Annotated in this window: 13 protein-coding genes; 8 read left to right on the top strand and 5 right to left on the bottom strand. The window is 37.1% G+C overall.

The features are described from left to right. Position 1: 1 nt before the first annotated feature. Complete coding sequence (locus tag A8B79_RS08515; RefSeq protein WP_066220957.1) at positions 2-592, bottom strand: hypothetical protein; 591 nt, start codon at positions 590-592, stop codon at positions 2-4. Then, positions 589-1,017 (bottom strand): hypothetical protein, encoded by a 429-nt coding sequence (locus A8B79_RS08510; RefSeq protein WP_066220955.1) that lies wholly within the window; start codon positions 1,015-1,017, stop codon positions 589-591. The genes A8B79_RS08515 and A8B79_RS08510 overlap by 4 nt, the downstream gene beginning before the upstream one ends. A 243-nt stretch (positions 1,018-1,260) precedes the next feature. Between A8B79_RS08510 and A8B79_RS08505 the strand changes: the two genes are divergently transcribed. Then, positions 1,261-1,908, top strand: a complete 648-nt coding sequence (locus A8B79_RS08505) for an NAD(P)H-binding protein (RefSeq protein WP_066220953.1) — start codon at positions 1,261-1,263, stop codon at positions 1,906-1,908. 59 nt (positions 1,909-1,967) lie between these two features. Here the strand turns inward: A8B79_RS08505 and A8B79_RS08500 are convergent, their stop codons facing one another. Then, on the bottom strand, positions 1,968-2,999 hold the full coding sequence (locus tag A8B79_RS08500) for a helix-turn-helix transcriptional regulator (RefSeq protein WP_066220951.1): 1,032 nt from the start codon (positions 2,997-2,999) through the stop codon (positions 1,968-1,970). A gap of 104 nt (positions 3,000-3,103) precedes the next feature. Between A8B79_RS08500 and A8B79_RS08495 the strand changes: the two genes are divergently transcribed. The 4 genes from A8B79_RS08495 (at position 3,104) to A8B79_RS08480 (ending at position 9,443) form a co-directional block, all read left to right on the top strand. Beyond that, entirely contained in the window at positions 3,104-4,633 is a 1,530-nt protein-coding gene (locus A8B79_RS08495; protein WP_066220948.1) for a TROVE domain-containing protein, read from the top strand. A gap of 769 nt (positions 4,634-5,402) precedes the next feature. Next, positions 5,403-6,782, top strand: a complete 1,380-nt coding sequence (locus A8B79_RS08490; protein WP_066220943.1) for an RtcB family protein — start codon at positions 5,403-5,405, stop codon at positions 6,780-6,782. Between the two features lie 50 nt (positions 6,783-6,832). Continuing rightward, complete coding sequence (locus A8B79_RS08485; RefSeq protein WP_153038401.1) at positions 6,833-8,092, top strand: hypothetical protein; 1,260 nt, start codon at positions 6,833-6,835, stop codon at positions 8,090-8,092. Between the two features lie 67 nt (positions 8,093-8,159). Beyond that, positions 8,160-9,443, top strand: coding sequence for an amidohydrolase (locus A8B79_RS08480; RefSeq protein ID WP_066220934.1), 1,284 nt, complete (start codon positions 8,160-8,162; stop codon positions 9,441-9,443). A 32-nt stretch (positions 9,444-9,475) separates the two neighbouring features. Here the strand turns inward: A8B79_RS08480 and A8B79_RS08475 are convergent, their stop codons facing one another. Then, positions 9,476-9,952: a hypothetical protein gene (locus tag A8B79_RS08475; RefSeq protein WP_066220931.1), complete on the bottom strand. Its 477-nt coding sequence runs from the start codon at positions 9,950-9,952 to the stop codon at positions 9,476-9,478. A gap of 120 nt (positions 9,953-10,072) precedes the next feature. Here A8B79_RS08475 and A8B79_RS08470 point away from each other — a divergent pair, with 120 nt between their 5' ends. Continuing rightward, positions 10,073-10,546 carry a hypothetical protein gene (locus tag A8B79_RS08470; RefSeq protein ID WP_066220927.1) on the top strand — a complete coding sequence of 158 codons (474 nt, stop codon included), beginning with the start codon at positions 10,073-10,075 and terminating at the stop codon, positions 10,544-10,546. A gap of 28 nt (positions 10,547-10,574) precedes the next feature. Here A8B79_RS08470 and A8B79_RS08465 read toward each other — a convergent pair whose 3' ends face one another. Continuing rightward, positions 10,575-10,883, bottom strand: a complete 309-nt coding sequence (locus tag A8B79_RS08465) for a hypothetical protein (protein ID WP_066220924.1) — start codon at positions 10,881-10,883, stop codon at positions 10,575-10,577. 151 nt (positions 10,884-11,034) lie between these two features. On the opposite strand from A8B79_RS08465, the gene A8B79_RS08460 reads away from it, so the two are divergent. Together A8B79_RS08460 and A8B79_RS08455 are read left to right on the top strand one after the other, a co-directional pair. Then, entirely contained in the window at positions 11,035-12,108 is a 1,074-nt protein-coding gene (locus A8B79_RS08460; protein ID WP_066220921.1) for a serine hydrolase domain-containing protein, read from the top strand. Next, on the top strand, positions 12,105-12,557 hold the full coding sequence (locus A8B79_RS08455) for a hypothetical protein (protein ID WP_066220918.1): 453 nt from the start codon (positions 12,105-12,107) through the stop codon (positions 12,555-12,557). The genes A8B79_RS08460 and A8B79_RS08455 overlap by 4 nt, the downstream gene beginning before the upstream one ends. Positions 12,558-12,884: the final 327 nt, after the last annotated feature.

The following is a 12,884-nucleotide window of genomic DNA, read 5'->3' as shown; positions in this document are numbered from 1 at the left end:
CCTAATAAATTAAATTATTTGCTACAATTCTACGCTTCCAATAGGATCTGTAATACAATTCCGTTCCATCTTTTTTAGTCAGGTAAGGTTCATTTGATTCTACCAATACTTCAACTTCCACCTGTACTATGTCATCGAGTTGTGCGGGCACATTACCATCTATATCATAATAGTTGACTTCAAAGTCACGAACTGAATACCGGAATTCGATTTCATTTGCCGGGATACTTGGAGTCTGATTCCATTTTCGGATTAAAACTATATCATTTGGGTTTGTAGTAGCTGTATCTAATTCCGAAGTAACAGCCCATTCAACTAAATCAAAATCATCTGAGCCATCGTTGTCAAAAATATTTCCTCTAAAAATAAACGCGCTGTCTTCAGCCATTACAAAAGCATCTGAAATCCCACGATCATATCCAATTCTGTTCAAGTCATTTTGAAGTATAGATACGATGTTATCAAGCTTACTTTGTGTAATAACACTTGAAGTTGTTTCAACGGTAGAATTAAACAAAGAGTAATTGTATGCTAAAATTGATAGCAACATTAAGCCCCCGATGATATATGTAGTAGCTAATCCTAAATTCATCGTTCAAAAGACTTAATAAAAATTAAGTCTACCTCCGTACTCGGATCTACTTCTTCATTAATAACATTTACCGTTATCTTGTATCTTCTTACAAGAGGATCACCTTCATCAATATATTCTGAACTGGCATCAATTATGAAAGTATCGGTATACTCATCATTGTAACCATAAGTCTCACGATCTGTGACTGGATAACCGGCGAACATATAATCAATATGGTTGGGATTGAGCATGTTTTCATCTGCTCTTTGAACCAGCTTAACCTGTTCAATTACATCCTGTGCCCTTATTATAGTTCTGTATTCAACATCAGAACGGATCACTGTTTCCGAAGTGCTTAAAAAACTTCTTGAAGTATTAATGGTTAAAAAAGAGTAAATAACCATTGCAGCTGTTAAGTATAGTACATCAGAATAATCGTTCATAACTATATTAGATTGTGGATAACATTATACGAAGCCTGGTTCTTATTAGATGTTTTATATACAATATCTAATTTTTATAAAGAAAACTTAATATAAAAATGTCTCTCCGTTTTAATTATCGTCATTTATGGTCAATCATTAAAGATAATCAATTATTATAGCCTTGGGCTTACAATAATAAGAGCCACTTGTTATTAATTTGTTACTAATTGAAATTATAAATCCACTACAAAAAGTAAAATAATGGAGAAAAAAGCTATTCTAATTGGCGCTACGGGACTGGTTGGGTCACATGTTCTTCAACTTTTATTATCGGATGAGAGATATGAGTCCGTAAAAGTATTACATCGTCGTAGTACCGGAACTTCTCACCCAAAACTAACTGAACGTATCATCGATTTTGATGATCAGGAATCTTGGAAGCCACTTGTTACCGGAGATCATTTATTTTCAACATTGGGAACAACTCTTAAAAAAGCCGGGAGTAAAGACGCTCAATATAAGATTGATTACACCTATCAATATAATTTCGCTAAAATCGCTTCTGAAAATGGAGTCTCCAGCTATGCTTTGGTTTCTTCTTTGGGAGCCAGCCCTGATTCCGGATCCTTTTACCCTCGCATTAAAGGAGAATTGGATGAAGCCGTCCAAGAGCTGCCTTTTGATAACACATTAATTCTAAGGCCTTCTTTTCTGGATGGAAGCCGGGATGAATTTCGATTGGGAGAACGCATCGGAATAGCAATAGCTAAAGTAGTTTGCAAAATACCTAGGCTTAAAAAATATCACCCTATAAAAGCCGAAACCGTTGCAAAAGCGATGATAGAAGGGTTGAATTCTAAACAGAGTAAACACATATTTGAAGCTCAGGACATCCACTCATTAGTATAGATTGTTCCCTGTTTTGTTGTTTAAAATTCAAGTATTAAGAAATTTGAGTATATGTTTTATCACCTCTTTTCTGGAAAGTCCGGATCATCATAATGCGCAACAGCCACTCTCAGTTTCTTATCTATTCTGGTTACCAAAGCTTGTGGTGCTAATACTTTAACAGAGTCTCCAAATCCCAGAATTTTACTTTCCAACTCGAAATTAAGCTGAACTTCCAGTGTAATAATTATCCCGCCTTTTACTTTTTCTACCAACTGCTGAGAGGGGTGTATTGGTTTAGTTAAAACGTAAGGAGCATGATTGTATCCAACAAAAAGTCTTACTGTTCTCGGTTTCATATTCGGACTGACCGTCACGCCAACTACATTTTTGTAATACTCTTTTGCATTCAGGTCTGTTTGAATATATTCTGATTTTTCTGCCTTTTTAATTTCTATAATCCGATCTAAAGCAAGATTAATCGGATGAGATTCTTCTTTCTTAATTCCGATTACAAACCAACGGTTATTGTATTCTTTCAAAAACTGCGGATGAAACTCAAAATCACCGGGCTGCCTGGCTCTGAAAGATTGGTAAGTAATTAAAAGCACCTGCTCTTTATGTACTGCCTGATACAAGTCATCCAAAAAGTGTAAGCCCTTTAAACCTTCGTTCTTTTCGAAATCTATGATCGAACGTGAGTTTGTTTTGGTAGTATAGACTTTATCTTCAAGACGCTTGATCATATCGTCCATGTCATCAAAATGTGAAAAACCCTTGAATTGCTTCAAGACTTCAACAACCTCGTTCAAAGTTCCCATATCCTGATCAGTTAGTGGGATATTGGTGATAGAATACTCTGCATCTGTATAAGTGTAATATTTTCTTTCCTTCACTTCTATAGGAGCATTATATCCTAACTTATCCGATCTCATGATCTGAATATCACTTTGAACCGTTCGTTTACTTACGCCTTTATCAATGCCTTCATATTCATAAAGCACTTCTGAGCATTCATGGATAAGATCGTCAAGTGTCCAGAGTCGTTGCCTGTTTCTCAAACATTTGTCAATGGTTTTATAGCGAATTAAAGCATTTCTATTTGCAGGCATTCCAATTTTTTTAAAGAAAGTAGAAAATATTTTTAACTACGCAAAAAGATTGCGTACTTCGCCTTTATCATTCTTTCGAACAAGGAAACAAACTCCTCAGAATTATGAAATTCAACATACTAACAAGAAAGAAAAAACAAGTTATTAATTTCGAAGGTGCAAAAGCTATCAAACTTTCACCAGAGATGGAATTATACAGCGCAGTTGTAACTGCAGGACTTGGAAACAAATTTTACACTTCTGAGGAAGAGAGAATCTCAAGAATCAGAACTTTGATTTGCCAAACAAATCCTGAATTTGTTGCTAAACTTGCAGTATACGCAAGGACCAAAATGAATCTTAGATCTATTCCGCTTGTATTGATAACCGAGTTGGCAAAAATACATCAAGGAGACAGTCTGGTTAGTAATACTGTTACATCCGTAATCCAAAGAGCAGACGAAATCACTGAATTACTGGCTTGTTATGCTTATGCTAATAAAAGAACCGGCTATAAAAAGCTAAACAAGCTTTCTAAACAAATTCAGAAAGGTTTAGGAAATTCTTTTAATCGTTTTGATGAATATCAATTCGCAAAGTATGATCGCCAAACCGAGATCTCCTTAAAAGATGCATTGTTTTTGGTTCGTCCGAAAGCTGAAAGTGATTCTCAACAAGTAATTTTTGACAAAATTGCGGAAGAACAATTAGAAACACCATACACATGGGAAGTCGAGTTATCTCAAACTGGGCAGGTAGACTATTCTACTCCTCAAGAGAAAGCTGACGCATTCCGCAACAAGTGGGAAGAACTAATCGCGAGCAACAGGCTTGGATATATGGCACTACTTCGAAATATCAGAAACATTCTGGAAGCCGGAGTGCGTGCTGAATACATTGAAATTGCCGGAAACAGAATACGAAACGAAAGTGAAGTTGCGCGATCCAGACAATTGCCTTTTCGTTTTCTATCTGCATACAGAGAAATTCAAAAAGTGGAAAACGAATTCACTTCCTATTTTTTGGACTGCCTTGAAGAAGCCGTTAGTTATTCAATTTCTAATCTGAAAGGATTTGGATTGTATACCAAAGTACTTATTGCGTGCGATGTATCAAGTTCTATGTATTGTCAGTTATCACCAAAGAGTAAAATCCGTTGTTATGATATCGGGTTACTACTTGGAATGTTAATGAACAGTAAAAGTAAGAATGTCATTACCGGAATATTTGGTAGCAAATGGAAACCGTACTCATTGCCATCAAAACAAATTCTGGCCAATACACAATTGCTTAATAGCATTGAAGGAAGTGTAGGTTACTCCACAAACGGATTTAAAGTGATCTCATCACTTATCAAAAAAGAAAAAGTAGTTGATAAGGTAATGATGTTTACTGACTGTCAGATGTGGGATAGCACAGGAGACCAAAACTCGATCCAAAAATTATGGAAAGAGTATAAAGCCACCATTGCACCTAGTGCGAAGCTTTATTTATTTGACCTTGCAGGATATGGAAATACCCCTCTGAAAGTTGAGCAGAATGATGTTTTTCTTATTGCCGGCTGGTCGGACAAAATATTTGACGTATTGACCGCTCTTGAAAATGGCGAAAGCACGCTTTCCCAAATAAAGAGCATAAAATTAAACTCCGATTAAATTCGGAGTTCTTTTTGGATGTTGTAGAGTTAAGATACTTCGCGCCAAACAATGGGGAGGATATAACCAAAGAGTTATACCGGGTTCAACTCCCGGCAAGCAATGCCCTGCTCTTAACCCGAATGTCGCTCCAAAAAGGTTTTTATTGATTTGATTGAGTGTTGTAGATGAGTCTTACTTCGCCTATTCCGCGCATGGTCGCTGGTTCGAACCCAGCCTCTGAAGAAATTCAGAGTAGCTCAGTTGGTAGAGCATGTTATGTGGCTCATCGCCTGTTACCTCGATCTTTATTTATTGAATAAAAATAAGGTGCTGTAGACTGGAAATACTTCGGCAGACGCAATCGGTTTATAAACCGATTCTCTCTTAATTGAGAGGTGCAGGTTCAAGTCCTGCTTCAGTTATTTTTAACTGAATGGCGGAAAATACATTCCTATCGCTTGTAGCCCTTATTGATTTTTTAAAAGAAAAGGTGTCGTAGAGTCAGCATACTTCGATGGCTTGAAATCCCGGAAACGGGTAAGTCCGGTTCGAATCCGGTTAGGCTGATTTGATTGTCGCCCTTTTCTTTTCAATATATCCAAAGTGTTGTTGAATAAAGATACTTCTGAAAAGCTTTATTCGGATGTCGCCTTTGGTTTTAATTTTCAACTACGCAAAAAGATTGCGCAGTCATGTTTTATTATGGAATTAGTGATTGGATATCCATCATTAAAACAGCAACAAAAGGGAGAGCAATACGGCTCTCCCTTCATTACATTAAAATATTATGATTACAGGAAAAACAATTATCGAATTAGGGTACAGACCCGGAGAATGGCTTAAAGACGCCATTCCTCATGCTAATGAAAATAAACTGGAAGGAGATGCACTTGTTGAGTATTTAGACTCGGTTTGTCCACCGCCTCTAATAGAGCCTTTTGAAAAGCCGGTTTCCTACAAAAAAAATATCGAAGCGGAATCTGAGCTTGAAGAATCGAATGTGGAACGGGTTTTTGAAACCATGGACGAACTGATGAAAACTCCCACGATCGTTGATGGAGCTGTCATGCCGGATGCCTGCCCTACGGGAGGAATCGGACAAATTCCTGTGGGCGGAGTTGCCGTTACAAAAAATGCAATTCACCCTGCTATGCATTCAGCTGATGTTTGTTGTTCTGTAATGATGACTTCATTCGGAAAAGTTGATCCAAGATCAGTTTTAGATGCCGCTCATAGCATTACTCATTTCGGTGGTGGTGGAAGAGATGATCTATTTGATTTTCCGGTTGAATTGGAAGAACAAATCATGGAAAACTATTTCCTGAATAATAAAAGATCTCTTCAATTGGCTAAAACACACCTTGGAACACAAGGCGATGGAAATCACTTTTTGTATATCGGCGTTTCGAAAGCAACCGGAGAAACGATCATGGTTACTCATCATGGAAGCCGAGGTTTTGGTGCAAACCTTTACCGAAAAGGAATGAAGGTTGCTGAAAATTTCAGAAAGGAACTTTCTCCGGACACTTTAAAGGGTAACGCATGGATTCCATATTCAGAAGAAGAAGGGAAATCATATTGGGAAGCTCTTCAGATTGTGAGAGAGTGGACCAAGCTGAATCATACTGTTTTGCATCAGGCTACTACAGAATCCTTGAATACAGAACCTACACTCCGTTTTTGGAATGAACATAACTTTGTATTTAAAGATGATGACCTCTTTTATCACGCAAAAGGAGCTACACCACTTTCGGATAAATTCGTTCCTGATTCTCATGAAGGTTTAAGACTCGTTCCGTTAAACATGAGTGAGCCTGTACTGATCGTGAAAGGAGAAGCTTCTGAAAACAACCTTGGGTTTGCTCCGCATGGCGCAGGCAGAAATGTCAGCCGAACTCAGCATATTAAAAGCAAAGTTGGGAAAGAAATGCAGGAAATATTTCTGGAAGAAACAAAAGGATTGGATGTACGATTCTTTTCCGGACATATCGATATTTCTGAACTCCCAAGCGCTTATAAAAATGCAGAAGCCGTTCAACGACAAATGAAGACATTTGGACTTGGCGAAGTTGTGGACGAGATCATGCCATATGGTTGTATCATGGCGGGCGACTGGCAGGTCGATGCTCCCTGGAAAAAAAGGCGTCGCAAAAAAAGAGGACGATAAAATTAGCCCCGACAGTTGGTATGACTGTTGGGGTTTTTTATTATACGCTCATGGAATTTAGGATAAAAAAGTCGTGGCGTGTTTTTGTTTATGTGGTAATGTCTTCATTTTTTATTCTTACTATTTTGATGACCTACCAAGCTCTTACAAAAGTAAGTAGCGGTGTCAACAGCCTCATCGCAGTTACAGTTAGTTTATCACTGGCAGCATTTTCTTTCTATTCAATTATCAGAATTAGAAAAGAGAAAGTAAATGTAGAAAACGGGGCCCTTCGTCATACGTTGGCTTTCACCCAAAAAACTATAAACCTCGATGAAATAGATGGTTTTAAAATTGATGAACATTACATTCGTATCATTTCAAGACCTCCCTCAATTAAAAAAATTCGCATAAGTTCGTCTATAGAAGACAAGTATGAGTTTATTGAGTTTTTGTATCAGAGATTTGACAATCTTAATTCTCTAAATCATCAAGAGGAAATCTCGGAGATACTCTCCAATGAAAGTTTTGGCGGGAATAAAATAGAACGAGAGCTAAAACTAGAGAGTGCTCAAAGAACTATGAAGGTATTCAATGGCGTTAGTTTAATTTCTTTTTTTTGGCTTATTATTATACCTAATCCATATGATTTAGCGGTGCTGGTTAATATTGTGATACCATTAATTGCTTTATGGATCTTCTATCACTTTAAAGGTCTTGTTAAACTGGACTCAAATAAAGAAAGTGAATATCCAAATATAATGAGCGCTCTGTTTTTACCCTCTGGGGGATTAGGTCTAAGAATACTTTTTGATTTTGAAGTTCTGTCTCTTGACAATGTCTGGACTCCAACTCTTATATTCTCAGCCTTACTCTTTGGTTTAATTTTTATTCGTTCTGAAGAATTAAAAATTAAAAACTTCTCTTCTTTGCTTAATTCGCTTTTGAGTTTTGTGTTTATTTCACTTTATATATTCACATCTATTCTAATGCTAAATTATTTACTGGATAGTTCATCATCGTCTGTTTATGAATCCCCTGTTGCAAAAAAAATAACTCCTTCTGATAACAACAATTACAGGCTTGTTGTAGAACCTGATTGGAGTATGCATGACATTGATGAAAAGGAAGTAACAGTGACTGTTACAAAAAACTTCTTCCACCGAATAGAAGTTGGTGATACAGTTTTTGTTGAACTTTACAGTGGCGCTTTCAATATACCTTGGCTCGATATCGATGAGTTAAAAAATTCTACCTCTTTTAAAAATATCGTACCATTATCATTTCCTGAAGATTCTGTATTTATCAATGACTTTAGATATTCACCGTAAAACAATCAATTGATTACCTTATTCTTTTCATCTACATTTTTCATCTAATTTAATCTCTCTGAAAATCATGAAAAAACTTCTTTCGCTTCTTACTCTTTCTCTGATCGCTTTATCCCTTACCGCACAATCATCTGATCTCAAAGAGATGATAGATCAACGCGCGGATGAACTTGAAGAACAGGTGATCGAATGGCGCAGATATTTTCATGAAAATCCTGAACTGTCTAATCGCGAATTCAATACCGCTAAAAAAATTGCGGAGCATTTGGAAAGCCTTGGACTGGAAGTCCAAACCGAAATCGCCCATACAGGAGTGGTCGGCATATTAAAAGGAGGAAAACCGGGTCCTGTTGTTGCACTCCGGGCCGATATTGATGCTCTTCCTGTGATCGAACGTACAGATGTTCCTTTTAAATCAACGGTAATGGGAGAATATCAGGGAAATGAAGTTGGAGTAATGCACGCTTGTGGACACGACACCCACATTGCCATCCTTATGGGAGTTGCTCAGATCTTAACCGAGATGAAAGGTGATTTGAAAGGCACAGTGAAGTTTATTTTCCAGCCGGCTGAAGAAGGCGCTCCAAAAGGAGAAGAAGGCGGTGCTGAATTAATGGTTAAAGAAGGCGTTCTTAAGAATCCTGATGTAGACGCTATTTTCGGACTGCATATTTCTGATGATACGCCGGTTGGTGAAATTGAATACCGACCAAAAGGAATAATGGCAAGTGTAAACAGTTTTGATATTAAAGTTACCGGGAAGCAAGCTCACGGCTCTGCTCCCTGGGGTGGAATCGATCCAATTGTAACTTCTGCACAGATCATCAATAATATCCAGACTATTGTTAGCAGAAGTATGCCACTAACCCGACAAGCAGCTGTAGTTACGGTTGGCGTAATTAATGGAGGAGTAAGAAATAACATTATCCCTGAAGAAGTGACTATGCAGGGAACCATCAGAGCTTTAGATGAAGAAATGAGGCAACTGATCTTTAAAAGATTGGAGACAGTCGTTCAAAATACTGCCGAAAGTAATGGCGCAGTTGCTGAGTTGACTATCAACAAAGGCTACCCGATCACATATAACGATCCTGAGCTAACCGCTCAAATGTTATCTACACTGGAGGAAACTGCCGGAAAGGAAAATGTAAAACTGATCAATGCCATTACCGGAGCGGAAGACTTCTCTTTCTTCCAAAATGAAATTCCGGGTTTATATTTCTTTGTTGGAGGAAAAGCTCCTGATCGCGAAGCCTCAGGTCATCACACACCTGATTTTTACATTGATGAAAGCGGGCTAAAACTTGGAGTAAGAGCGATGGCTAATTTGGTGATCGATTATATGGACTAACCAAAAAGAAGTCCGAGAATGTATCGTAAAATTTACATTCCCATGATCTCCATTATATTAAATCCGATCTTAAACTCCACATATTCTGTCTCAAAAAGATCATCCACTCCATAACTTACAGCCAGATTAATAGGGGTGAAATAAACACCTGCTGTCAGGCCGTAATTTAAACTGCTTTCCCACTCCGTATCGTCAAAACCGGAATTATCAAAATTGGTTCTTTCTAAAAAATATGCTCCTACATGGGGACCAACGTAAAAAGCTGTACTGAAATCATTGTACAAGTGAAACATGTATCCAAATCTTCCTCCCACTATAAAATTGGAATCGTCACCCAGATCAGGTGAACCAAGAAAAAGCGTTACATCAGCATGATCAAACAATCCGCCAACAGTTACACTACTGAAAACATCGCTCTCCTGATATCCTATATTTACAGTTGTTATCTGAGCTTTACTAAACGTTGATAAACCAAGTGTTAATAAGCCAATAATTATTAATTTTTTCATGGGATTTATTTTAGACGTATATGGATTATTCTATGATTGAGCATAATGTAATTTTGACTTTTACACAAATCACTACCGAAAGCGGTGGTTTTTATTTAAGTATTTTATTTAGATTGGTCTATGGAAAACGATACCTCAGATATTAACCAAACTTCTAAAAAAGAAGGCTGCGGAAGTGGTTGTTTAGGTGCCTTCGTAATTCTGATTGGAGCTGTTATTTTTGGATATTGCTCACTTGACGAGAGCGATTATTACTTGATGCCCGGTGAAGCAAATATGTCTACTGATGCTATCGAGCAAACATTCAGAGAGATAGACAGGATCCTACCGGACTCTTTAGTTGTTGATGATCCGCTTAACCCATACAATCATTATTCTCAAGCTGAGTCTTTTGGCAATCTGTTTTATGGATTAAATCCTGTAATCATGACTGCTTTAAAAGCAGACACTTCTAAAAAATACAGATTCCAATATATCGCTCGTGTTGACCATGTAGATGCTAATGAATTTATAATTCGGGATTTTCTAGTGGATAGTATCTGGAGATATGAGTCAATAGATCTCAATTCTGAAGATTCTTTTTGGGACAATTAGTTCATAAAGTCCATCATTCAGGGTTCATTTATTCTACAGTTACTATAAAATAAAATTTCGAGCCCTCTTGGTTATCTAGCCAATAAGCTCTTTCAGTACTATCCTGGTTAACAGCTCCTGCTCCAAGTCGATTCACGAAATGCACTTTGGTTGTTCCTGAGCTCTTTGCGACAATAAATGCTTTGTGTCCTTTTCTTGTCTCATCATATTCAATTGACACAATATTAGTGTCTTCAGAGAAGAGCCCGGGAGCATAACCACCCCACATCATTCCTCTTTTATAATTTAAGATCTCTTTCTTCTCACCTAACTCGATCTCAATAACTTGTGAAGACATATCTGTAGATTTGCAGTCCTCAATTAAACACTTAGTTCCTCCGCATCCGGACAATAAAATACTAACCGAAATAAACAAACAGGTCAAAAGACTTCGAATAATCATAAGGAAAATATTACATTACGGGTATAACTAAATGTAAGGTATCAATATGAAAAAGTATCTTCTGCTGATCGGTTTTTTGTTCATAAGTGCTTCTGCTTTTACTCAGGATCATTCTGCACTTATTCAAAAAGCTGATTCGCTTGTAACCGAATTCTTTTCTGAGCACAAACTTCCCGGAATGAGCATCTCAGTGTATAAAGATGACTCAATGATCTGGTCGAAAGGATATGGATTTGCTGATGTTGAAAATGAAATCGAAGTAGACCCTTCTCGAACTTTATTCAGAATCGGAAGCGTATCTAAAACTCTTACTGCTGCCGGATTGGGTTTATTAATTCAGGATGATGTACTCAAACCTGATGACGAAATTCAGAAATGGGTATCGGAATTTCCACAAAAACAATACCCAATTTCGATCAAGCAGGTTTCAGGACATATAGCCGGTATCCGTCACTATCGCGGGGATGAATTTATGAGCACTAAAAAATATGAAACGGTCAAAGAAGGCTTGGTTTTCTTCAAAGATGATCCATTGCTTTTTGAGCCCGGAACCAAATATCAATATTCAAGCTACGGATGGAATTTAATAAGTGCTGTTGTTGAAAATGCAGCTCAACAACCTTTTCTGGAATACATGGAATCTGAAGTTTTTAAGCCGCTTGATATGAAAAATACGGTTCCGGATTGGGCTGATGAGGATATTGAGCATCGAACTAAGTTTTATATCTGGCGTGGCGGAGCAAATGTTGAAGCTCCTTATGTAGATAACAGCTACAAATGGGCAGGTGGTGGATTTATAGGGACAACAGAAGATCTGATCAAATTTGGAGAAGCACATTTCGATTATGAGTTTCTGAATGAAGAGACTCAAAAACTCCTGACCACCCCTCAAATGACTTCAGATGGAAACTCCACTAATTACGGAATGGGATATAGCACCTTACAACATGCAGGAAATTATTGGGTTGGTCATTCAGGAGGTTCCGTCGGGGGAAGCACTATGTTTTTAATGAATAAAGAGCATCGGATGATCATTGCTTATACTATTAATCGTTCGGGCGCTAGCTTCGACAATCTTCATTTCCGAATTGCGGATGTTTTCCTGAATTCAAGTGAATGACACTAGAAGAAGCCAAACATAAATATCCTCAGATCGCAGTATTACATTCAATTTTAGAAGACAAAAAGATCAAACTCACTGCTCTGCCAACGAATCCTAAAATGGATAGTATCTATTTCCGGGAAATTGAGTTTAGTAGTGAAGATCTTACTGCCGTTATTCCGTTGGATGATGAATACGAAGATGTTGAAAAAGGAAATCAGGCTCTTATGCTTCAGTTGATCATTTATGCTGTTGAAGAATATGAGGGTTGCGAAGATTTTTTGGTTTGGTCAACGGCTTTTGGGTTAAACTCAAAGGACCCTTTTATTCTGAATATGTACAGAGGCCTTGGAAAAACTATTCCAAAGATCAGAGATATTATCGGAACAGATATTAATGATATCTCAGACTATGACTGGGAATTAAATGCTGGAGCTGCACAAGCACTTAGGGAACTTACAGGATAATGTTACAGCTAATCCTAATACGCTAAGTAATTTTTTCATTGATCTATTTTTAATTTTCAAATCTTGCTGTCATTAAACACCCAAGAACTATTCTTAAAAACAATCTATTATAATGATTTTATTCATGTATATAATATTGTAATTATTTTTGAAATCCCTATAAATACCTGTTTGGGTGGTTTTTTAATGGGAAAATTTATATTTATTAGAGTATTAAATTAAAAAAGAAAACAAATTCAACAACATAGCTAACCCCGAAAAACATTATTTAGAATCACTTGGGGTCAAATCTTTTTTAGTTTAAGAAATACTATTTCAATATTTAAT

The sequence above is a fragment of the Balneola sp. EhC07 genome, from assembly GCF_001650905.1.
In the GTDB taxonomy this organism is placed as follows: Bacteria; Bacteroidota; Rhodothermia; order Balneolales; family Balneolaceae; genus Balneola.
The sequence above is the reverse complement of the archived record's forward strand: the minus strand, read 5'-3'. Positions and strand labels throughout refer to the sequence as shown.